A 20,984-nucleotide genomic window follows, 5' to 3' on the forward strand; every position below is an offset into this window, starting at 1 on the left:
CGTGTGCGGACCTCCCTGCTCCCGGAACCGGCCCGGCGCCTCGGCGCCTGGAGCGCCCTCGCCCTGCTCGTCGCCGGGGTGGTGGCGGTGGGCGTCTGGCTCTGCATCACGTTCCAGACCGCGGTCACGCCGGTGCTGCTCGCGCTGCTCGGCACGGCGCTGCTCGGTCCCCTCCACCGGCGGCTCGTCGCCTGGCGGGTCAACCCCTCACTGGCTGCCGGACTCACCTGTGCCGCCGTACTGATCGTCGTCGGCGGGGCCGTGTACATCGTGATGAGCGCCCTCATCGACACCGGCGACCAGATCGTCGCCTCGGTACGGGAGGCCGCCCAGTCGCTCGCCGATCACTTCGGTGCGGCCGGCACCTCGCTCGACGATCTGGCGAAGAATTCCAAGGACCTGCTCTCCAAATTCGGCGGAACCGCAGCCTCCGGCGTGATCAGCGGGATCAGCGTGGTCGGCCAGGTGATCGCGATGGCGGTCCTCGCGCTGCTGCTGATGTTCTTCTTCCTGCGGGACTCCGACAAAGCGGTGCGTGCCCTGCACGGCGTCGCGTCGGGCAGCCGCGGCGATCGGCTCGAGACGATGGGACGCAGGGCCTTCGAGGCGGTCGAGGGCTTCATGCGCGGGACGACCTTCATCGCGCTGATCGACGCCCTGTGCATCACTGTCGGCCTGCTGATTCTGCAGGTGCCCGGTGCGGTGGGGCTCGGCGCGCTGGTGTTCGTCGGCGCGTACATCCCGTATCTCGGGGCGTTCATCTCGGGTGCGGTGGCGGTGCTGGTGGCGCTCGCGGACCGCGGTTTCGTGATCGCGCTGTGGGCGCTCGGGGTGGTGCTCGCGGTGCAGGTGCTCGAGGGGCATGTGCTCCAGCCGATGATCCAGAGCCGCACGGTGCAGATGCATCCGGCGGTGGTGATGGTGACGATCACCGCGGGCGCGTCGGTCGCCGGCATTCTCGGCATGCTCCTCGCGGTCCCGCTGACGGCGGCCGCCTTCGGCATCGCCGCGGAGATCCGGAGCAACTACGCGGCGGGCCGCCCCGATCCGTCGCCCGCGGAACCGCCACCGGCCGACGCGGCGCCCTGACTCCCCCGGCCTTGCCCCGCTCGGCCGTCGATCAGCTCCGCGAGGTCGGATCCCGCGCGCAGGAGGGCCACCCCGCGGACGGCGAGCCGGTCGAGGCGGCGGGCCAGGACGCGGTGGGTGTCGTCGAGACCGTCGAGGCGGTGCAGGGTGCCCAGGAGTTCGCGTACTTCGGGGATGCCGTGTCCTGCGGCGCGCAGAGCCGTGACGACGCGGGCCTGCCGTACCGCCGCGACGCCGTAGCGGCGGGCTCGCAGCGAGGTGACCCGTTCCGGGGCCACGAGCCGCTCCTGCTCCCAGAACCGCAGCGTCGACGGCCGTACGCGCAGGGCGTCCGCGAGCTGGGTGATCGTCATGGCGTCGTCGGGGCGTTCGCCCGCGGGTGAACGCGCCTCGTCGCGGATCGCCCGCAACGCGTCCTGGGCGTGCAGTGCGTCCGCCCGCTCCCGCGCGATGCCCGCGTGCAGCTCGCCCACCGCGGCCGCCGCCTCGGCGAGCGGCGCGGCGCGCAGCTGCCCGAGCAGCCGGCGGGCCGGTACGGGGCCGACGGCGATGGCGAGGCCGCGATAGGCGCGCAGCGCCAGGACGTGGGCGGGGCTGTAGGCCCGATAGCCGTTGGGGGAGCGCTGAGCGGGCGGGAGGACGCCCAGCCGTTCCAGATCGCGCACCTGCTGCACCGAGTAGCCGGAGGCCTCGGCGACGTCCCGGGTCCGCAGCGGTCCACCGGCCGCAGTGTCGCCCTGCGCCGATCCCGCACCCTGCCCCGTAGGCCCACCCATCCGAGAACCCCACAGAAGCACTTGAAGCCGATGCTTGAACCATGAGTATCGACAGAGACGACGACGCGGACAACGGCACGGACGCCGGGACGACCGACCCGGCCATGGACCGCATCGTCCGCACCGTGCGCGGCTTCGACGGCGCCCTGGTCACGATCCCCGGCCCCGGCAGCGCGGCCCCCGAGGTGGCCTGGGGCGACGCCTTCTTCACCTACGCCCCGGACGGCCGCGCTCCGGGGCACACCCAGCCCTACGCCACGATCGTCACCAAGAACTACCCCGGCGACACCGCCTCGGACCTGGACCGTCCCGGCCGTCTGCGGGTCAACATCCACGTCGGCCGCACCGCGTTCCGTGAGCTCACCGGTGCGGAGCCGGACCGTCCGGACCCCGCCACCGACCATGCGGCGGCCGACACGATCACCCCGCACCCCGTGTACGGAGCCCAGTCCTGGATCGCCGTGGTCAACCCCGGCGAGCGCACCCTCGCCACGGTCCTGCGGCTCCTCGGCGAGGCCCACGAAGCGGCCCGCGCCCGCCACGAACGCCGAAGCACGGCGGGCGGACACGACGAGCGCTAGGCAGCGTCCGGGAAGTCCCGCACGCACGCCACCATCCGCGGTGCCCACGGCATCCGCGGTGCCCACGGCATCCGGCAGGCAGTCTCGCCGCACTGCCCGGAAGCCCGAGCAGATCCACTGCGAGGACTTCCGGCCGGCGTACCTAGGACGCCCCCTGATCGGCTCCCCGCTCCTCCTCCCCCTCGCACAGCTCGAACCAGATCGACTTGCCCTCGCCCCGCGGATCGACCCCCCACCGCTCGGCGAGGATCTCCATCAGGACCAGGCCGCGGCCGGAGGAGGCCAGTTCGCCGGGGTCGCGCTTGTGCGGCAGCTGGTCGCTGCCGTCGGAGACCTCCACGCGCAGCCAACGGTGCCCCTGCGGCCCCTGGGCCTCGGCGACCAGCAGGGCGTCGCCGTCGGTGTGCACCAGGACGTTGGTGAGCATCTCGGAGACCATCAGGACCGCCGAGTCCACCTGGTCGGAGTCGGCCCAGTCGTGCAGCAGCTCGCGCAGCTGGCGGCGCGCTTCGGCGACGCCCTCCGGCGCGGCCTGGGCGACGGTCATCGCGATGCGCCGGCGTTCGCTGCTGGCCGGCCCGCCCGCGCCCGTCGGCTGCTCCCGCGCCGTACGGCCCAGGAGCAGCATGGCGATGTCGTCCTCACGGCGGTCGGCGAGCGGCCCCGTCGAGTAGTACGAGGGCGGGCCGTGCACCGCCGCGAGGAGAGAGTCGGCCAGTACCTCCAGATCGTCGCCGTGATGCGCCTCCAGGATGTCGCGGACCCGGACCCAGCCGGTGAGCAGATCGTGTCCGCCGGTCTCGATGAGCCCGTCCGTGCAGAGCAGGATCGTCTCGCCGGGCCCGAGGCCGAAGCGGGTGATCGGGTAGTCCGTGTCCGGGTCGATGCCCAGCGGGAGGCCGCCGTCGACGTGCCGCAGCACCGCGGTGCCGTCGCCCATCCTGATCACCGGGTCGGGGTGGCCTGCCCTGGCCATCTCCAGGGTTCCGGTGGCCGGGTCGGCCTCCACGTACAGACAGGTCGCGAAGCGCGCATCGGTGGCCACGGCCTCGAGCCCGCCGGTGGAGCCGTAGACGCGGGCCTCGCTGATGCCGCACAGGAAGCGGGTCGCGCGGGAGAGCACCGCGTCCGCCCGGTGGCCCTCGGCGGCGTAGGCGCGCAGTGCGATCCGCAGCTGGCCCATCAGGCTCGCGGCGCGGACGTCGTGCCCCTGGACGTCGCCGATGACGAACGCGTACCGGCCGGACGGCAGCGGGATCATGTCGTACCAGTCGCCGCCGACCTGGAGGCCGCCGCCGGTCGGCACATAGCGGGCGGCCACCTGCATGCCCGGTATCTCGGGTCCGAGTGCGGGCAGCATGGACCGCTGCAGTCCGTCGGTCAGTTCGCGTTCGGTGTCGGCGACTCCGGCGCGGGACAGGGCCTGGGCGAGCATCCGGGCCACGGTGGTCAGCACCGAGCGTTCGTCGGGTGTGAACGACACGTGGTAGGTGAAGGCCGCCATCCAGGCGCCGATGGTGCGCCCGGCCACGATCAGCGGCAGGAACGCCCAGGACTGCCGTCCGAAGTGCGCGGCGAGCGGCCATCCGGTGGGGTAGCGGTCGCGGTACTCGGCGGGCGAGGACAGGTAGACGGCGCGGCCGCCGCGCACCACTTCGGCCGCCGGATAGTCGCTGTGCACGGTCAGGTCGGCGAACGGATCCGCCTCGCTCTCGTCCTGCCCGTGGTGTCCGACGATGGTCAGCCGTTCGCCGCGTACGCCGAAGACCGCGAGGCCGTCGGGCGAGAAGCCGGGCATCGACAGGCCCGCCGCCACCCGCAGGACCTCCGATGTGGAGCGGGCCTCGGCGAGCGCGCGGCCCGCATCGAGCAGGAAGGCCTCGCGCGAGCGGCGCCAGTCTCCGGTGACGGCGCCGTGCGCGGAGGCGCCGGGCGCCAGATCGACGGCCTCCTGCAGCGTTCCGGTCAACTGGTAGTCGTGGGAGTACGGTCCCGAGCGCGCGGCGCCCGATACCCGGGGCCAGGACCTGCTGCGTACGGTCCGTAGGACCTGGCCGTCCCCGTCCACCACCCGCAGGCGGACCTCGGCGGGGGTGCCCTCGGCGACGGCGAGGGCGACGATGCCGTCGATCTCGTTCCAGTCGACGGGGTGGAAGCGGGCGCGGGTGCCGGCCTCGGTGAGCGTGGTGCCCTCGGCGGGCAGACCGAGCAGGCGGGCGGCCACCGCGTCGACGATCACGTTGCCGGTGGCGGTGTCCCAGTGCCACAGACCGGTGCCGATAGCGGTGAGGATCTCCCCCACGGGGGGCATCACCCCGCCGTCTTCGGTACCCATTGCCCCACTCTAAGAAGATCCTCCTGCAACGTGCCAGCGAGCCTGATGCGCCCGTGGTGCGGGCGTGCGGCAGGCGGGTTGCGCCGACGGACGGCACGGCGTCTCACGGCGAGTGGGGAGGTGCCCCGTATACGCCGGTGAACGGGCCGCGGCCGGGCGGTAGCCTGGGGTGGTTGATTCCCGCCCGTCTCGCGACGAACGACGCGAAGAATTGGATGAACGATGCACCGGTACAGGTCACACACCTGCGGCGAACTCCGCGCCACCGACGTCGAGAGCGACGTCCGGCTGAGCGGCTGGCTGCACAATCGCCGGGACCTGGGCGGCATCCTCTTCATCGATCTCCGTGACCACCACGGCATCACCCAGCTCGTCGCCCGCCCCGGCACTCCCGCGTACGAGACCCTGGACCGCCAGACCAAGGAATCCGTCGTGCGTATCGACGGCAAGGTCGTCTCGCGCGGCGCGGACAACGTCAACCCGGAGCTGCCCACCGGCGAGATCGAGGTGGAGGTCGAGGCCGTCGAGATCCTCGGCGCCGCCCAGCAGCTGCCGTTCCAGATCAACGCGGACGACGGAGTCGGCGAGGAGCGCCGCCTGGAGTACCGCTTCCTCGACCTGCGCCGCGAGCGTATGCACCGCAACATCATGCTGCGCACCGCGGTGATCTCCGCGATCCGTCACAAGATGACGGCCCTCGGCTTCAACGAGATGGCGACGCCGATCCTGACCGCGACGTCCCCCGAGGGCGCGCGTGACTTCGTCGTGCCGTCCCGTCTGAACCCGGGCAAGTTCTACGCCCTGCCGCAGGCGCCGCAGCAGTTCAAGCAGCTGCTGATGATCTCGGGCTTCGACCGCTACTTCCAGATCGCGCCCTGCTTCCGTGACGAGGACGCCCGTGCGGACCGTTCGCCGGGCGAGTTCTACCAGCTCGACGTCGAGATGTCGTTCGTCGAGCAGGAGGACGTCTTCGGGCCTATCGAGAAGCTGATGACCGAGCTCTTCGAGGAGTTCGGCGGCGGCCGGCACGTGACCTCGCCGTTCCCGCGGATCCCGTTCCGGGAGTCGATGCTGAAGTACGGCAACGACAAGCCGGACCTGCGGGCCGAGCTCGAACTGGTCGACATCACCGACGTCTTCGAGGGCTCCGAGTTCAAGGCCTTCGCCGGCAAGCACGTGCGGGCGCTGCCCGTGCCGGACACCGCGGGCCAGTCCCGGAAGTTCTTCGACGGCCTCGGTGAGTACGCCGTCGAGCAGGGTGCGAAGGGCCTCGCCTGGGTGCGGGTCGGCGAGGACGGCGCACTGGCAGGACCGATCGCCAAGTTCCTCACCGAGGAGAACGTCAAGGTGCTCACCGAGCGCCTCGGCCTGGTCCCCGGGCATGCGGTGTTCTTCGGCGCGGGCGAGTTCGACGAGGTCTCGAAGATCATGGCGGCGGTGCGCGTGGAGGCCGCGAAGCGGGCCGGGCACTTCGTCGAGGACGAGTTCCGCTTCTGCTGGATCGTGGACTTCCCGATGTACGAGAAGGACGAGGACACCGGGAAGATCGACTTCTCGCACAACCCCTTCTCGATGCCTCAGGGCGGTATGGACGACCTGGACTCGAAGGACCCGCTCGACATCCTGGCCTGGCAGTACGACATCGTCTGCAACGGCATCGAGCTGTCGTCGGGTGCCATCCGGAACCACGAGCCGGAGATCATGATCAAGGCCTTCGAGATCGCGGGCTACGACCGTGACACCGTCGAGCACGAGTTCGCGGGCATGCTCCGCGCGCTCCGCTTCGGCGCCCCGCCGCACGGTGGCATCGCCCCGGGCGTGGACCGCATCGTGATGCTCCTGGCCGACGAGCCGAACATCCGCGAGACGATCGCCTTCCCGCTCAACCAGAACGCGCAGGACCTGATGATGGGCGCCCCGACGGAGCTGGACGAGTCCCGCCTGAAGGAACTCAGCCTGACGGTGCGGAGGCCGCAGCCGAAGTAGTTTCCGCGTACGTCCGAGGGGCCCGGGGTCGTTGATCCCGGGCCCTTCGATATGTCCGGCGCCCCGTACGGAGCGGTGAGCCGGGCGGCGAGGGCTGCCGGGCAATGTCGGGCCCGGGGTGCGTGGGCGATCTCGATGCGGTCGTCGGGCAGGGCGAGTGGGCCTCGGCCGATGAGGGTTTGACGGCTGTCGAGGTCACGTCCAATGACTCGGACACCGAGCGGAGGGACCGACTGGACAAGCCACGTGCCCACGCCGAGGCCGGCATCCCCGTCCACCTCCTGATCGACCGGGACTCCTGCGAGGTCAGGGTGCACTCCCGTCCGCAGCGGGATCGCGGAAAGTACGAGCGGGTGGAGAACGTCCCGTGCGGCGAGTCCCGCACCCTCCCTGACCCCGTCGGCATCGACATCGACACGGTGCCCTTGAAGGTCTGGGGGCGCTGACCGGCCCGTACGGATGCGGCGAGGCCCGGAACCCAAGTGGGCGGTTCCGGGCCTTCCTGTGTCGTGTCCGGGGATTACTCCTCCGCGCCGCCGAAGCGCTCCTTGTACGACTCCAGGTCCTCGTCCGTGATCTTGGCGAAGAGGACCGGGGGGACCGTGAAGGGCGTGCCGGCCGGGACCGAGGCGAGGGTGCGGGCCTCTTCGGGCGAGACCCAGGTCGCCGTGTCTTCGGTCAGGGCGAAGGCGGCGCGCAGGGCCTTCGCGGACGCCGGGATGAACGGCTCGGAGACCACCGCGTAGAGGTGGATCAGGTTCATCGCGGTGCGCAGCGTGAGCGCCGCGCCCTCCTGGTCGGTCTTGATCTCCAGCCAGGGGGCCTTCTCCTCCAGGTAGGAGTTGCCGGCCGACCACAGGGCGCGCAGCGAGGCCGCCGCCTTGCGGAACTGCAGCGTCTCCATGTGGTCCTCGTACTCGGCGAGCAGGCCCGCGATCTCCTCGCCCAGCTTGTGCTCGGCCTCGCCGGCCTCACGGCCCGCCGGTACGTCGTCGCCGAAGCGCTTGCGGGAGAAGGACAGGACACGGTTCACGAAGTTGCCGAGGGTGTCGGCGAGGTCCTTGTTGACCGTGGCGGTGAAGTGCTCCCAGGAGAAGGAACTGTCGTCCGACTCGGGGGCGTTGGCGATGAGGAAATAGCGCCAGTAGTCCGCGGGCAGCAGCTCGAGGGCCGCGTCCGTGAAGACGCCGCGCTTCTGCGAGGTGGAGAACTTGCCGCCGTAGTACGTCAGCCAGTTGAAGGCCTTGACGTAGTCGACCTTCTTCCAGGGCTCGCGGGTGCCGAGTTCGGTGGCCGGGAACATCACCGTGTGGAACGGGACGTTGTCCTTGGCCATGAACTCCGTGTAGCGCACGGACTCGGCGCCGGCGCCCTCGTACCACCAGGACTTCCAGTCGCGGACCTCGTCGGACGGGGCGGAGTCGGACCATTCCTTCGTCGCGGCGATGTACTCGATCGGGGCGTCGAACCAGACGTAGAACACCTTGCCCTCGGCGGCCAGTTCGGGCCAGGTGTCGGCCGGTACCGGCACGCCCCAGTCCAGGTCGCGGGTGATCGAGCGGTCGTGCAGGCCCTCGGTCAGCCACTTGCGGGCGATGGACGAGGCCAGCTGCGGCCACTCGTCGCCGGTCGCGTCGATCCACGCCTCGACCTCGCCGGCCAGCTTGGACTGCAGCAGGAAGAGGTGCTTGGTCTCGCGGACCTCGAGGTCGCTGCTGCCGCTGATCGCGGAGCGGGCGTCGATCAGGTCGGTGGGGTCGAGGACCCGGGTGCAGTTCTCGCACTGGTCGCCGCGGGCCTTGTCGTAACCGCAGTGCGGGCAGGTGCCCACGATGTAGCGGTCCGGCAGGAAGCGGTCGTCGGCGATCGAGAAGACCTGGCGGATGGCCCGCTCCTCGATGAAGCCGTGTCCGTGGAGCTTGCGGGCGAAGTGCTGGGTGATCTCGACGTTCTGCTCGGACGAGCTGCGGCCGAAGTGGTCGAAGGCCAGCTCGAAGCCGTCGTACACGGCCTTCTGCGCACCGTGCTGCTCGGCGCAGAACGCGTCGACCGGCAGACCGGCCTCCTTGGCGGCGAGCTCGGCGGGGGTGCCGTGCTCGTCGGTGGCGCAGATGTAGAGGACGTCGTGGCCGCGCTGGCGGAGGTACCTGGCGTACACGTCCGCCGGGAGCATGGACCCCACCATGTTGCCCAGGTGCTTGATCCCGTTGATGTACGGAAGGGCGCTGGTGATGAGGTGTCGAGCCATTACAGGCTGCTCCCAAGTCGCTGCGAGGAGTGACGTCCGTGTTTCTTTCGGTACGGCGTCTACGGAACCTCACCAGCGTATCCGACCGTATGGCGCCTCCCGGCCGGGTTTTTGCCCGTCCGGCCGGGCCCCGCACGGGGCGGGATCCGGCCGGACGCGGGGCGTGTCAGGCGCCGGTGGAAGCGGGGCGCCAGGAGGCGAGCAGGCCCTCGTAGAGCTCGGGGTCGGTCAGCTCGTTGGGGACGGGGCCCGCGTGGAAGAAGGCGGCGTTCGGGGCGTCCAGCCTGCGGAGGTAGTCGAATGCCTTGGCATCGTGGGCGCCGAAGGCGACGAACTGCCAGAAGATGTCGCGTCCGGCGGCGTCCGCGAGGGCCTTGGTGGCGGCCGCCTTGGCCTCCGGGGCGCCGTCCGTCTGGAAGATCACCAGGGCCGGGGCCGCGGGGTCGGCCGACTTGTCGTGCAGGGTGACGACCTCGGTGATCGCCTGCTCGTAGAAGGTGCGGCCCATCCGGCCGAGTCCGGCGTGCAGGGTGTCGATCCGGCCCTCGTGCTCGTCGAGTGTGAGGGTGCCGGTGCCGTCGACCTCCGTGGAGAAGAAGACGACCTGCACGGTGGCCTCGGGGTCGGTCTGCGCGGCCAGGGCGAGCGCCTGCTCGCCGAGGTTCTGGGCGCTGCCGTCCTTGTAGTACGTACGCATCGAACCGGAGCGGTCGAGGACCAGGTAGACGCGGGCGCGGGTGCCGGACAGGCCCTGCTTGGCGAGCTCGGCGCCGGCCGCCTTGTGCGCGGCGGCCAGCGCGGGGGCGCGGCGCTTGAGCTGGTCGGCGGGGATCGCGGGGGCGGCCGTGGCGGCGGGGGCCGCTGCCGGCTCGGCGGCCGGGGCGGCCGCGGGCTCGGTGTCCGCCTCGGGCTTCGGGACGGGCTTCGTCCTGGCCTTGGTGGCGGACTTGGTGGGGGCCGTCTTGGCCGCCGGCTTGGAGGCTGCGGTCTTGGTGGCGGACCTCTTGGAGGCAGGCTTCGGCGTCGGCTTCGAGGTGGAGGCGGTGGCGGGACCGGCCTTCGAGGCGGGATCGGCCTTCGGCTCAGGCTCGGCGTCGGCGTCGGCCTTGAGCTCGGGCTTCGCCTCGGCCCCCGCCTTCTCCGCGGCTCCCGCCTTCTCCGCGGCTCCCGCCTTCTCCGCGGCCCCCGCCTTCTCCGCGGCAGCCGCCGTGGAGTCCCCGGCCGCCTTCGGCTCCTTCGGCTCGGTGGCCGCCTCCGGCTCCGTGGCGTCGTCCGCCGGTGTCGTCGGGGCCGGTACGCGGGCGGTGAGGTCCGGGTTGTCGAAGGCCGCCGAGACCAGGTCGTCCTCGGAGGCGGAGTCACGGTCCGAGGCGGGCGCGGGTACGGAGGCCGCGCGGGGCCTCGGGGCGGGCTCGGTGGACGGTGCCGGCACGGAGGGCGCCTTCGCCTCACGTCCGGTGTCGTCGCGGTCTCCGGCGTCGCCCTCGGTCTTCGTGTCGCCGTCGCCGGACTTCGAGTCCTCGGCGGCGGCGTCCGTGTCCGAGTCACCGGGACCTCGGGTCTTGCCGCCCGCAGCGGCACCGGAGGTACCCGGGCCCTCCGCAGTACCCGTGCCCTCCGCCTCGGTGCCGCTCTCGACGGCACTCGACTCCGCTGCCGGGCGAGTCTGTGAAGACCCCTCGGCCTCCGTCTCGTTCCGTGCCTGCGGGACAGACGGCCCCTCGGAGGGGGCGCGGTCCTTGCGGGACCGTCCGAACGCGTTCCGCAGGCGATCCAGAATCCCCATGTGCGCAACCCTTCACGTGAGTTGTTCCCGGTGGCCCCTGTACGCACGGTGATTCCGTAACCGCTGGCCAGGGTGACACGTAAGGTTAGCCGTCGCCCTCCGTGATCTTCGGGAGGGGCGCCGGGCCGGGCCCGAACGCAGGTCCTGTCACTTCTGACCAGGCCCGCGGCCGCACCAACTCCCCGTCGTCCGCCTGGGGTTCACCGACCGTTCATCCCGTCGCCGTCGCCCTGCCGGAGCGCGCCCCTAACGTCGCGGCCGGAACATTCCGACACGATGTCGGCGCGGGGCGCGCCGAAGCACGGGTCCGAGGGGCCCATTTGGAGGGGAACGTGCGCAATCTGCTGCCGATCACCAGCTCGCACCCGGGTGGGCGCTCCGCGCTGACCTGCCGGTACCGCTGCGGTGACGCCTGTTTCCACGAGGTGCCCAACACCAGCGACAACGAGTACGCCGGCGACGTCATCGCCGGTGCTCTGTCCAGAAGGTCCATGATGCGCACCGCCGCCGTGGTCACGGTCGCCGCGGCCGCCGGCAGCACCGTGCTCGGCGGCCCGGGCGCGAGCCCCGCCGCTGCCGCCGCGACGCCCGCGGGCGGCAGGGGCAAGCACGGCAAGGCCGCCCGCGGCCTGCGCTTCGACGCGGTCGCGCCGAACACCGACGACACGGTGACGATCCCGTCCGGCTACGACCAGAACGTGGTCATCCGCTGGGGCGAGCCCATCCTGCGCGGTGCACCGCGGTTCGACGCCGACCACCAGACGGCCGCCGCCCAGGCGGGCCAGTTCGGCTACAACAACGACTTCCTCAGCCTGCTCCCGCTCGGCCCGGGCCACGGACACGGCCCCCGTCACGGCCACCACGAGCGCGGCCGCCAGGTCCTCGTCGCGAACCACGAGTACACCGACGAGGTCCTGATGTTCCGGGACTACGACCCCGACAACCCCACCCGTGAGCAGGCCGAGATCGCCTGGGCGGCGCACGGTCTGTCCGTCGTGGTCGTCGAGGAGGCCCGTCGCAACGGCAGCCTCACCCCCGTGGCGCGCCACGAGCTCAACCGCCGTATCACCGTGACCAGCGAGTTCAAGGTGACCGGCCCGGCCGCGGGCTCCGATCTCCTGAAGACCTCCGCGGACGCCTCCGGCACGAAGGTCTTCGGCACCCTCAACAACTGCGCCGGCGGCACCACTCCGTGGGGCACGATTCTGTCCGGCGAGGAGAACTTCAACCAGTACTTCGCCAACGGCGACAAGGTCACCGACCCCGACCAGGCGGCCCGCCTGAAGCGCTACGGCATCGGCGGCGAGGCCTCCGAGCGCAAGTGGGAGCGCTTCGACAAGCGGTTCGACGTCACCCAGGAGCCCAACGAGCCGCACCGCTTCGGCTGGGTCGTCGAACTCGACCCGTACGACCCGCACTCCACGCCCCGTAAGCACACCGCGCTCGGCCGCTTCAAGCACGAGGCCGCGCAGCCCCGGCTGACCCACGACGGCCGTCCGGTCGTCTACATGGGCGACGACGAGAAGTTCGACTACTTCTACAAGTTCGTGGCGAGCGAGCGGATGCGGCACGGCTCCTCGCGCTCCGACCGTGAGCACAACCTCTCGCTGCTCGACCACGGCACGCTCTACGTCGCGAAGATCTCCGGCGACTCCCCGGCCGAGGAGATCGACGGCACCGGCACCCTGCCGAACGACGGTGAGTTCGACGGCAGCGGAGTCTGGATCCCGCTCGCGACCGGCGACGAGAGCCATGTCGAGGGCATGACCGCCGAGGAGGTGTACGTCTTCACGCGGCTCGCGGGCGACAAGGTGGGCGCCACCAAGATGGACCGCCCGGAGGACGTCGAGCCGTCCCCGCGCACCGGCAAGGTCTACGTCGCGCTCACCAACAACGACGCCCGCGGCACGGAGGGCAAGGCCGCCGCCGACGAGGCCAATCCGCGCAACGCCAACAAGCACGGCCAGATCCTCGAACTGACCGAGCGTCACAACGACCCGCTGAGCCGGAAGTTCGCCTGGCGGCTGTTCCTGGTCGCGGGTGACCCCGAGGACCCCGCCACGTACTTCGCGGGCTTCCCGAAGGACAAGGTCAGCCCGATCTCCTGCCCGGACAACGTGGCGTTCGACCCGCACGGCAACCTGTGGATCTCCACCGACGGCAATGCGCTCGACTCGCACGACGGCCTGTTCGGGGTGGCGACGCGGGGTGAGCGTGAGGGCGAGCTCAAGCAGTTCCTCACCGTTCCGACCGGTGCGGAGACCTGCGGTCCGCTCGTCCAGGACCGCCGCGTGCTCGTCGCGGTGCAGCACCCGGGCGAGGTCGACGGTGCCTCCGTGGAGAAGCCGGCCTCGCAGTGGCCGGACGGACCGGGCAAGATCGTCCGGCCCTCGGTCGTCGCCGTGTGGCGCAAGGACGGCCGCGACATCGGCGTCTGATCCAGGCGTCAAATCGGCCTGAAAGAACGGGGGTTCAGGCCGCCCGGCCGCCGTGCGTGCGCAGCAGCCACGCGCGGTAGCCGGCGGCCTGCCAGGCCGCTTCCCAGTACGCGGCCTCCAGATCGGCGTACACCTCGTCCAGTTCCTCCTCGGTGCGGGCGACGAGCATCAGCCGTACGCCGAGCGGGTCGCCCTCGAGCGGCCGTACCGCCATGTCCGGGCGGCCCCGTGAGGTCGGCTGGCAGAGGGCGACCACGTCGCCGGTGGCGACCAGGGTGGCCGCGGTGAGGTAATCGCCGTGCAGGACACGGGGGTTGGCGAGTCCCGCGGCGCGCAGCGTGCGCAGCAGTCCGTCGCGCTCGCCGTCGACGGTGGGGTCGACCATCCACTGCTCGCCCGCCAGGTCGCCCAGCCGTACGATCCGCTGCCGGGCTGCCGGATGGTCCACGGACAGGGACACGAACTGCGGTTCGCGCTCCACGAGGATCCGCTGGCGCACTCCTTCGGGAATCCTCAGCGGGCAGCCCTCCACCTGGTGCACGAAGGCCACGTCGAGTTGACCGTCGGCGACCAGGGACACCAGCGCCTGGGCGGACACGTCCATCTGCAGCGCGGTCTCGGTACGGTCCAGGCGCACCCGGAGCCGACGCAGCCAGCCCGGGATGGCCTTGTTCGCCGTGGAGCCGATACGCAGGCCGGGCCCGCCCGCCCGCGCGGCTGCCGCACGGGCCTCCGTCACCAGTTCGCGCATCTCGCTGACCAGGGGTCTGGCCCGGCTCAGCAGGACCCGGCCCAGCGGCGTGGGACGGCAGCCGGTGCGCTCGCGCGCGAAGAGCCGGCCGCCGATCGAGTCCTCGATCCGGCGCAGCTGCGTGGTCAACGAGGGCTGGGTCATGCCCAGTTGTCGGGCAGCCTTGTGCAGACTGCCGGTATCGGCGATGGCACACACGGCACGGAGGTGTCGAACCTCGAGGTCCATGGTGGTTGAGCGTAGGACCGTCCCGGTGATCACACCAGATCCTCAAATCCCCGCAGACCAGGTGTATTTGGCCGGCCGATAGCTCCGCACTATCGCCGGTTGCCATCATCCGCAGGGGTCGCGATGTACACGACACTCACGGGTAACCGCTCGCCCCACACGAGTAGGAGCCCCCCATGCATCTTTCCAGGACGCTGCTTCCGGCCGCTCTCGGCCTCGGTCTCGCAGTGACCGCCCTCGGCGCAGGGCCGGCCGCCGCGGCCGATCCGGCGCCGGTCTCGGAAGTCACCGCGGAACGCCTCGCGCAGTACGCCGGTTCCGGCGAGGAGGCAGCGGCGAACCGGGCGTTCTTCGAGGCCGTTCTCGACTCGGTCGCCGAGAAGCGTGCCGCGAATCCGGGTGCCGCGGCCGTCACCGTCACCTACGACGCCTCGGACGCACCCGCCTTCAGTGAGCAGATAGCCAACAGCACTTCCATCTGGAACAGCGCCGTCTCCAACGTCAAGCTCCAGGAGGGCTCGGGCGGGGACTTCAGCTACCGCGAGGGCAACGACCCGCGCGGTTCGTACGCCTCCACCGACGGTCACGGGAAGGGCTACATCTTCCTGGACTACGCCCAGAACGAGGAGTACGACTCCACCCGCGTCACCACCCACGAGACCGGTCACGTCCTCGGTCTTCCCGACAACTACTCGGGCCCGTGCAGCGAGTTGATGTCGGGCGGCGGCCCCGGCCCGTCGTGCACCAATTCCCAGCCGGACGCCAACGAGCGGGCCAGCGTGGACCAGCTCTGGGCCAACGGCCTCGCGAAGGCCCTCGAGAAGGTGTCCTAGCGCGATCGGCCCGGCGTCCGCCCTTCGGCGCGGCGCCGGACCGATCGGACACCGGGTCCGGGGAAACCCCCCACCGGCGAGGCCCGGGGCATGCCCCGCGCCGGTCCCCGCCGTCCCCGGACCCGGTCCTCCCACCCCGACGGCCCGGCTGCTTCGAGCGCCGGGCCGTCGGATGTCGTCTCTGGGACGGCACCCGTGATCGGCGGACGCCATGCAGTCGGGCGCCGACCGTCACCGGCGAAGCCTGGAACCGCGATGCCGACCGGGCAGCACCACCCCACCGTCCGCCCTGCGACCGGCGAGGATCTCGGCGATCTCCAGGCGCTCGCGCGCCGCACGATCGGCACCTGCTACCGCGGGTTCCTCGGGGACGAGGCAGCCGACTGGTTCATCGGCAGTGGCGCCTCGGACGCGCACGTGCGGACCCACCTGGCGCAGGGCGGCGTGTACGGCCTCACCCAGATCGGGCCGGATCATCGGCTTCTCCGTCCTCGACGGCGCCGCGGTCGATCTGATGATGGTCGCCCCGGAGCACCACCGCCGAGGGGCGGGCCGCGGCCTGCTCCGGCAGGCACCAGAGACGCTCCTCGCCCGGTGTCCGACCGTCCGCCTCGTGACCTTCCCGGGCAACACGAGGGCCACGGAGTTCTACGAGGCCTGCGGATGGGTTCTCGGGGACCGCCTCGACGGCGAGGGCCCCGCCGACGTCGAGTACACCAGGACCGCCGGACGGCGGACCGCCTAGATCGGGTGCGGCTTCAGATGCAGCGTGAGTTCCACGATCAGTGAACGGTGGTCCGTGTCACCGAGGTTCACGAAGCGGGCGATGCTCGCCTGGAAGTGCCGGCTGACCAGTACGTGGTCGATCTGTGCCCCCAGCGGCGGCAGCATCGAGGTCGGCCAGGACGGGACCCGCGAGTCGCCGGTGAGCCGGGTGCTGTCGTAGAGCCCGGTGTCGATGATCCTGCGGAACGCGGCATGGTCCTGGGTGGCGTTGAAGTCGCCGGCCAGGATCACCGGTCCGGTGGCGTACTCGGCCGCCCAGCCGTGCAGCCGTCCGAGTTCACTGCGCCAGGTGCCGAGACTGTCGGGGACCGGCGGCATCGGATGGGCGAGCTGGAGTCGTACGTAGTGCCCGTTGACCTCGAGTACGGCTCCGGGCATCGCGAGTTCGCCGGGCACTCCGGCCGTACGGGTGAGCGGGAAGCGGCTGACGATCGCCGAACCCTCGGCGCCGCCGGCCCGTTCCACCGACAGGTGTGCGTAGCCCTCGCCGGGGAGTCGGCGTCGCAGAGTGGTCGCGCAGCGCTGGTCGCACTCCTGGACGAAGATCAGGTCGGGTCGCTCCGTCCGGACGGTGCGGAGCAACGCGTTGGTGGCACCGCCGAATTCGAGGTTCGAGGTCATCACCCGCAGCTCGGCCACGGCCGGACCCTTCGCGCCGGTGGCACCGTCCCCGTACGGCAGGGTGAACCAGCCGGTCACGGCGCAGGCGACCAGCGCCCAGACGATGCCGACGCGCCACCGGATGAGTGCGGTGGCGACCAGGACTCCGGCGGTCGGGACCAGTAACCAGGGCAGGAACGCCAGGAGTTGGGGCAGCGGGGTGAAGCCGTCCGAGCCGGTGGCGCGGGTCAGCAGGATGCCGGAGATACCGGTGAGCACCAGGACGGAGGCGAGCTTCGTGACGGGGCGGCGGCGTGAACTCGGCTCCTGGGGCGGGGAGTTGTCCGGGGCGGCGGCCGGGGGTGGCTTCGTCTGCGTGTCCGTGGACCCGGTGCCGTTCTCTTCGGTGTCCAAGGTGGGTGTGGCCTTCCGTCGTCGCGCGGGGTTCGCCCGAATTCTCCCCCATGTTTGCGCGACGGGTGGGAACCGGGGGTGTTTCCGACCGAAGGGGGGACAGCGGGGCGGTTGCCGGAACGCCTCGAACCCCTATATCGTTTTTCGATAACATCGATAAACGATATAGCGAGCATGACGGGGGTCCGATGGTCAAGGTGCGCAATCCGCTGGAACCGCTGTCCACGGCGGTCACGACCCTGGTGGCCGTGCTCGGCGCGGTGTGCGTCCTCACGCTGCTCGCCGCGCCGTTTCTCGACGTCAGCGTGTTCGGCATCGGCGACGATTCCGTCTGCGCCACGGACCGGGCCACCGGGATCGGCGGCGACGAGGGCCGGCACCTGGACACGCTCCGGCCGGATCCCGGCACCTCGGTGGTCCTCGACGCGAGTCCGAGGTTCTGCACCGAGGACCCCGCGATCCACCAGGTCCTCGTCAACACGGCAGGAGAGTTCGTCCCCTTCGCCTACTTCGCGGGCGCCCTGCTGCTGACCGTTCGGCTGATCAAGGGCGCCGAGCGCGACGGGCTCTACACCGCGACGACCGCGGGCCGGCTGCGCGTTCTCGGCTGGTGGCTGGTGGTCGGCAGCGTGTTCTCCGCCGTCGTCGAGTCCACCTCGGAGTCGGTACTCGTCGCCTCGTTGAGCCGGACCGATGCCATCCACGCGTACTCGGGGCTGTGGATGTTCGACGCCCCGTTCACCGCGATCCTCGCCGGCCTCGGTGTGCTCTCGTTCGCCCGCGTCATGCGGATCGGCGTCGGTATGCGGGAAGATCTCGCCGGGACGGTCTGATGCCGCTGCGCGGCGAGCGCGGCGAGCGCGGCCGGAAAGGCCGGAGCGGTCACAACGGCGTCAACGGCGATAACGGCGTCAACGGCGTCAACGGCGACAACGGCTACTACAACAGGGAGGCCAGGGGAACGGTGGACGGGGACGCCGGGGACGACCACGCGATCGAAGTCCATCTGGACCGACTGCTCGCGGAACGCGGCATGACCCTCACCGAGCTCGCGCACCGCGTGGGCGTCACGCACGCGAACCTCTCCATCCTGAAGAACGGCCACGCCCGCGCGATGCGCTTCACCACGCTCACCCGCATCTGCGAGGAACTCGACTGCCAGCCGGGCGACCTGCTCGGCTTGCGAAGGTGAACTGCCCTACCGCGCACCCTCGTTGAGGGAGTTCGCCCTACCGTCGCAGCCGTGCCGTCACCCCGCCCGCCACGACTGCCACCACCCCCACGATCACCAGCACCCACACCGACGTCCGCAGCGTCGCCGTCAGCGCGTCGTACACCGCCGCCACCGCGTCCGTCGACACCGAGGCCGGCAGATCGTCGAGGGTCGCGCGGCGGGCGAGCGCGAGGCCGAGGGCGAGGACGCCGGCCGCGAGCACCACGCCGATCCCGGTCAGGATCATCGCCCGCGCCCGCCGCGCCGCCAGGGCGACACCGACGAGCGCGCAGACCACCGCCGCCACCGGGAACCAGATACCGGCCGCCTCCAGCATGTGGAACCCCTTCCGGAACCCGCCGAGATCCACCGAGTCGAGGAGCGTCACCTCGACGTGCGGCACCGGGATCCGGCCCGCGAACGGCACGTCGTCCTCGATGAGCTGCTGTCGCACCCGCTCCACGACCGGCGCCAGATCGAGCGTGACCTTGTCCGCCGCACCGTCGTCGAGCGCGTCGATGAACGCGTTGTGGGTGGCCCTGGTCGCCGTGTCCCACGCGCCCTGGTACGCCTTCGTGCCGGCGAACGAGATCACCGCCTCGTGCACGAAGTCCCGCACCGTCCCCTGCAGCGGCCCGACGTCCACGGCCTTGACGACCTCGTCCGTGACCGCGTCGGCGACCGACGTCCGTACGTCCGGGTCGTCGGCGAGCGGAGCGAGGGTGGCGACGTACCGGTCGGTGTCGGCGATCTCGTACTTCGCCCAGGTCGACAGCGCACCGAGCGGCGCGAGGACGCAGGCGACCACGAGAGCTACGGCGGACAGGACACCCCGGGCGATACGCACCCCTCAAGGCAAGGCGCTCCGGCTCCCGCCCGCGACCGCGCTTGCTGCGCACGAGTGGCACGGCGACCCGGCCGGGGCAACGAAGCAGCGTGCGGACGCGCCGGAGGGCCGGACCATCCGCGGATGATCCGGCCCCCCGGGTCGTGCCGTACTGCCTACTTCCGGTTGTAGAGCCGCATCGTCACCGGCCCGAAGACCGCGATGAGAACGCCCGCCCAGCCCAGCGACCAGGCCAGCTCGGCCCCCGGCCAACCGCCGTCCATGAACGTGCGGACCGCGGAGGCGACGTGGGTGACCGGGTTGTTGTTGACGAACGCCTGCAGCCAGCCCGGCATCGTCTCCGGCTTCACGAAGATGTCGCTCAGGAACGTCAGCGGCATCATCACCATCATCGCGACGCCCATGACCGACTTCTCGGTCCGCAGCATCAGACCGAACATGGTCCACACCCACGAGAGACCGAACGAGAAGCCGATGAGCAGCGCGATCCCGGCCACCACACCGAGCACGCCGCCGTCCGGGCGGTACCCGAGTGCCAGGCCGACGGCCAGGATCACCAGGGACCCGAGGACGTAGCGCAGCATGTCGCCGAGCAGGTAGCCGACCATCACCGACGGCCGCCAGATCGGCAGCGTACGGAAGCGGTCGAAGACACCCTTGTCGATGTCCGTGTTGACCGCGACGCCCGTGTACATCGTGATCATCACGATGCTCATCACCAGGATGCCCGGCAGCAGGTACTGGATGTACTCCGAGGGCGAGCCCGCGAGCGCACCTCCGAAGAGGTACGTGTACATCACGACCATCATGATCGGGAACGCGGTGACGTCGAAGAGCTGCTCCGGCACATGCTTGATCTTGAGCATGGCCCGCCAGCCGAAGGTCACCGATGCGGACAGCGCACTCGGCCGCGGCGGCCGCTCCTTGGCGATGAGGAGCTCGGCGAGTGACTCGGTGGAGACCGGCGCGAGTTCCTCGGCTGTCGTCTCGGTGGTCGTCGCGGTGCTCATGCTGCGGCCTCTTCCTTGCGCGTCGTCGCGGCGGCGGTGTCGGATGCGGTGCCGGCGGGCGTCGCCGGACGGTCGGTCAGGGCGAGGAACACCTCGTCCAGGCTCGGCTGGCCGAGCGAGAAGTTGTCCACCTGGATGCCTGCGTGCGCCAGTTCGGACAGGGCGCGGGAGGCGCGTTCGCTCGCGCCGCGGCCGTTGTCCCCGTTGCCCACCCGGGCGGTCAGGGCGACCGGGTCCGGTTCGAGCACGATCTGCGCGTCCAGGACGGTCCGCAGCAGTTCCTCGGCCTGCGGCCGCTGTTCGGCCTCCCGGAGGCGTACGTGCACGGCGCCCGCGCCGACCGATGCCTTCAGTTCGCCCTTCGTGCCCTCGGCGATCACCCGGCCCTTGTCGATGACGGCGATCCGGGACGCCAACTGGTCGGCCTCGTCCAGGTACTGGGTGGTCAGCAGCACGGTCGTGCCCTGCGCGACGACGGCCCGGACGATGTCCCAGACCTGATTGCGGCTGCGCGGGTCGAGACCTGTGGTCGGCTCGTCGAGGAAGAGCAGGTCGGGGGTGTTGAGGATGGACGCGGCGATGTCGATACGGCGCCGCATGCCGCCCGAGTAGTTCTTCACCTGCCGGCCGGCCGCCTCGCTGAGTCCGAACGCCTCCAGGAGCTGCTCGGAACGCACCCGCGAGGCGTGCTTCGAGTGGCCGGTCAGGCGGCCGAGGAGTACCAGGTTCTCGGTGCCGGTCAGGTCCTCGTCGACCGAGGCGTACTGCCCGGTCAGGCTCACCCTGCCGCGTACGGCGTCCGCCTCGTGCACCACGTCGTGGCCGAAGACGTGCGCCTGGCCGCCGTCCGGCCGCAGCAGGGTCGCGAGCATCTTCACCGCGGTGGTCTTGCCTGCGCCGTTGGGCCCCAGTACGCCGTAGACGGTCCCGGCCGGGACGGACAGGTCGACACCGTCCACGGCGCGGTTCTCGCCGAAGGTCTTCACCAGACCGGCCGTCTCGATCGCCAGGCCGGTCGTCTGCTTGCTCATGTCCGGTTCCCTTCCGGGGAGTTGGAACGCTG

General features: G+C 71.1%; 18 protein-coding genes. 9 read left to right on the forward strand and 9 right to left on the reverse strand.

What is annotated here, in order from left to right:
- The first annotated feature begins 3 nt into the window (after nucleotides 1-3).
- The gene (locus DSC45_RS29075) at nucleotides 4-1,089 is read left to right on the forward strand and encodes an AI-2E family transporter (protein ID WP_119294957.1); all 1,086 of its coding nucleotides are present in this window, start codon (nucleotides 4-6) and stop codon (nucleotides 1,087-1,089) included.
- On the opposite strand, the gene DSC45_RS29080 is transcribed toward DSC45_RS29075, so the two are convergent.
- Complete coding sequence (locus DSC45_RS29080; protein ID WP_119294958.1) at nucleotides 1,026-1,865, reverse strand: MerR family transcriptional regulator; 840 nt, start codon at nucleotides 1,863-1,865, stop codon at nucleotides 1,026-1,028. The two genes, DSC45_RS29075 and DSC45_RS29080, sit on opposite strands and share 64 nt — an antisense overlap.
- Nucleotides 1,866-1,969: 104 nt before the next feature.
- Between DSC45_RS29080 and DSC45_RS29085 the strand changes: the two genes are divergently transcribed.
- A complete protein-coding gene (locus tag DSC45_RS29085) occupies nucleotides 1,970-2,446 on the forward strand; it encodes a DUF6194 family protein (RefSeq protein ID WP_119295021.1) in 477 nt (158 codons plus the stop codon).
- A 142-nt stretch (nucleotides 2,447-2,588) separates the two neighbouring features.
- On the opposite strand, the gene DSC45_RS29090 is transcribed toward DSC45_RS29085, so the two are convergent.
- On the reverse strand, nucleotides 2,589-4,781 hold the full coding sequence (locus tag DSC45_RS29090) for an ATP-binding SpoIIE family protein phosphatase (protein ID WP_119294959.1): 2,193 nt from the start codon (nucleotides 4,779-4,781) through the stop codon (nucleotides 2,589-2,591).
- A 222-nt stretch (nucleotides 4,782-5,003) separates the two neighbouring features.
- On the opposite strand from DSC45_RS29090, the gene aspS reads away from it, so the two are divergent.
- Both aspS and DSC45_RS29100 read left to right on the forward strand, forming a co-directional pair.
- Nucleotides 5,004-6,767 carry an aspartate--tRNA ligase gene (aspS, locus tag DSC45_RS29095; RefSeq protein ID WP_119294960.1) on the forward strand — a complete coding sequence of 588 codons (1,764 nt, stop codon included), beginning with the start codon at nucleotides 5,004-5,006 and terminating at the stop codon, nucleotides 6,765-6,767.
- Nucleotides 6,768-6,889: 122 nt separating this feature from the next.
- Nucleotides 6,890-7,213 (forward strand): Uma2 family endonuclease, encoded by a 324-nt coding sequence (locus tag DSC45_RS29100; RefSeq protein WP_240434901.1) that lies wholly within the window; start codon nucleotides 6,890-6,892, stop codon nucleotides 7,211-7,213.
- A 74-nt stretch (nucleotides 7,214-7,287) separates the two neighbouring features.
- Here the strand turns inward: DSC45_RS29100 and metG are convergent, their stop codons facing one another.
- Nucleotides 7,288-9,015 carry a methionine--tRNA ligase gene (metG, locus tag DSC45_RS29105; protein ID WP_119294962.1) on the reverse strand — a complete coding sequence of 576 codons (1,728 nt, stop codon included), beginning with the start codon at nucleotides 9,013-9,015 and terminating at the stop codon, nucleotides 7,288-7,290.
- Between the two features lie 166 nt (nucleotides 9,016-9,181).
- On the reverse strand, nucleotides 9,182-10,801 hold the full coding sequence (locus DSC45_RS29110; RefSeq protein ID WP_119294963.1) for a VWA domain-containing protein: 1,620 nt from the start codon (nucleotides 10,799-10,801) through the stop codon (nucleotides 9,182-9,184).
- Nucleotides 10,802-11,133: 332 nt separating this feature from the next.
- Between DSC45_RS29110 and DSC45_RS29115 the strand changes: the two genes are divergently transcribed.
- Nucleotides 11,134-13,239 (forward strand): PhoX family protein, encoded by a 2,106-nt coding sequence (locus DSC45_RS29115; protein ID WP_119294964.1) that lies wholly within the window; start codon nucleotides 11,134-11,136, stop codon nucleotides 13,237-13,239.
- Nucleotides 13,240-13,273: 34 nt separating this feature from the next.
- Here DSC45_RS29115 and DSC45_RS29120 read toward each other — a convergent pair whose 3' ends face one another.
- The gene (locus tag DSC45_RS29120) at nucleotides 13,274-14,218 is read right to left on the reverse strand and encodes a LysR family transcriptional regulator (protein ID WP_119295022.1); all 945 of its coding nucleotides are present in this window, start codon (nucleotides 14,216-14,218) and stop codon (nucleotides 13,274-13,276) included.
- A gap of 176 nt (nucleotides 14,219-14,394) precedes the next feature.
- Between DSC45_RS29120 and snpA the strand changes: the two genes are divergently transcribed.
- Complete coding sequence (gene snpA, locus DSC45_RS29125) at nucleotides 14,395-15,051, forward strand: snapalysin (RefSeq protein ID WP_119294965.1); 657 nt, start codon at nucleotides 14,395-14,397, stop codon at nucleotides 15,049-15,051.
- A 397-nt stretch (nucleotides 15,052-15,448) separates the two neighbouring features.
- Entirely contained in the window at nucleotides 15,449-15,796 is a 348-nt protein-coding gene (locus DSC45_RS29130) for a GNAT family N-acetyltransferase (protein ID WP_240434902.1), read from the forward strand.
- Here DSC45_RS29130 and DSC45_RS29135 read toward each other — a convergent pair.
- Nucleotides 15,793-16,851: an endonuclease/exonuclease/phosphatase family protein gene (locus DSC45_RS29135; protein ID WP_119294967.1), complete on the reverse strand. Its 1,059-nt coding sequence runs from the start codon at nucleotides 16,849-16,851 to the stop codon at nucleotides 15,793-15,795. The two genes, DSC45_RS29130 and DSC45_RS29135, sit on opposite strands and share 4 nt — an antisense overlap.
- Nucleotides 16,852-17,048: 197 nt before the next feature.
- Between DSC45_RS29135 and DSC45_RS29140 the strand changes: the two genes are divergently transcribed.
- The gene (locus tag DSC45_RS29140) at nucleotides 17,049-17,684 is read left to right on the forward strand and encodes a DUF2975 domain-containing protein (RefSeq protein WP_162929372.1); all 636 of its coding nucleotides are present in this window, start codon (nucleotides 17,049-17,051) and stop codon (nucleotides 17,682-17,684) included.
- A 131-nt stretch (nucleotides 17,685-17,815) separates the two neighbouring features.
- Entirely contained in the window at nucleotides 17,816-18,043 is a 228-nt protein-coding gene (locus DSC45_RS36650) for a helix-turn-helix domain-containing protein (protein ID WP_276145478.1), read from the forward strand.
- A gap of 37 nt (nucleotides 18,044-18,080) precedes the next feature.
- Here DSC45_RS36650 and DSC45_RS29150 read toward each other — a convergent pair whose 3' ends face one another.
- The 3 genes from DSC45_RS29150 to DSC45_RS29160 all read right to left on the reverse strand — a co-directional run bounded on the left by DSC45_RS29150 (nucleotide 18,081) and on the right by DSC45_RS29160 (nucleotide 20,952).
- Complete coding sequence (locus DSC45_RS29150) at nucleotides 18,081-18,911, reverse strand: hypothetical protein (RefSeq protein ID WP_119294969.1); 831 nt, start codon at nucleotides 18,909-18,911, stop codon at nucleotides 18,081-18,083.
- Nucleotides 18,912-19,066: 155 nt separating this feature from the next.
- Nucleotides 19,067-19,921, reverse strand: coding sequence for an ABC transporter permease (locus DSC45_RS29155; protein WP_119294970.1), 855 nt, complete (start codon nucleotides 19,919-19,921; stop codon nucleotides 19,067-19,069).
- Entirely contained in the window at nucleotides 19,918-20,952 is a 1,035-nt protein-coding gene (locus DSC45_RS29160) for an ATP-binding cassette domain-containing protein (RefSeq protein WP_119294971.1), read from the reverse strand. Before DSC45_RS29160 ends, DSC45_RS29155 begins: the two co-directional genes overlap by 4 nt.
- Between the last annotated feature and the right edge of the window lie 32 nt (nucleotides 20,953-20,984).

Origin of the sequence: Streptomyces sp. YIM 130001 (assembly GCF_003574445.1) — a bacterium.
GTDB lineage: Bacteria > Actinomycetota > Actinomycetes > Streptomycetales > Streptomycetaceae > Streptomyces.

Excerpts from the sequence above, each read along its gene's own strand:
- DSC45_RS29080 (WP_119294958.1), bottom strand. The coding sequence starts at position 1,865 with ATGGGTGGGCCTACGGGGCAGGGTGCGGGATCGGCGCAGGGCGACACT.
- DSC45_RS29085 (WP_119295021.1), top strand. The coding sequence starts at position 1,970 with ATGGACCGCATCGTCCGCACCGTGCGCGGCTTCGACGGCGCCCTGGTC.
- DSC45_RS29090 (WP_119294959.1), bottom strand. The coding sequence starts at position 4,781 with ATGGGTACCGAAGACGGCGGGGTGATGCCCCCCGTGGGGGAGATCCTC.
- aspS (WP_119294960.1), top strand. The coding sequence starts at position 5,004 with ATGCACCGGTACAGGTCACACACCTGCGGCGAACTCCGCGCCACCGAC.
- metG (WP_119294962.1), bottom strand. The coding sequence starts at position 9,015 with ATGGCTCGACACCTCATCACCAGCGCCCTTCCGTACATCAACGGGATC.
- DSC45_RS29110 (WP_119294963.1), bottom strand. The coding sequence starts at position 10,801 with ATGGGGATTCTGGATCGCCTGCGGAACGCGTTCGGACGGTCCCGCAAG.
- DSC45_RS29120 (WP_119295022.1), bottom strand. The coding sequence starts at position 14,218 with ATGGACCTCGAGGTTCGACACCTCCGTGCCGTGTGTGCCATCGCCGAT.
- snpA (WP_119294965.1), top strand. The coding sequence starts at position 14,395 with ATGCATCTTTCCAGGACGCTGCTTCCGGCCGCTCTCGGCCTCGGTCTC.
- DSC45_RS29155 (WP_119294970.1), bottom strand. The coding sequence starts at position 19,921 with ATGAGCACCGCGACGACCACCGAGACGACAGCCGAGGAACTCGCGCCG.
- DSC45_RS29160 (WP_119294971.1), bottom strand. The coding sequence starts at position 20,952 with ATGAGCAAGCAGACGACCGGCCTGGCGATCGAGACGGCCGGTCTGGTG.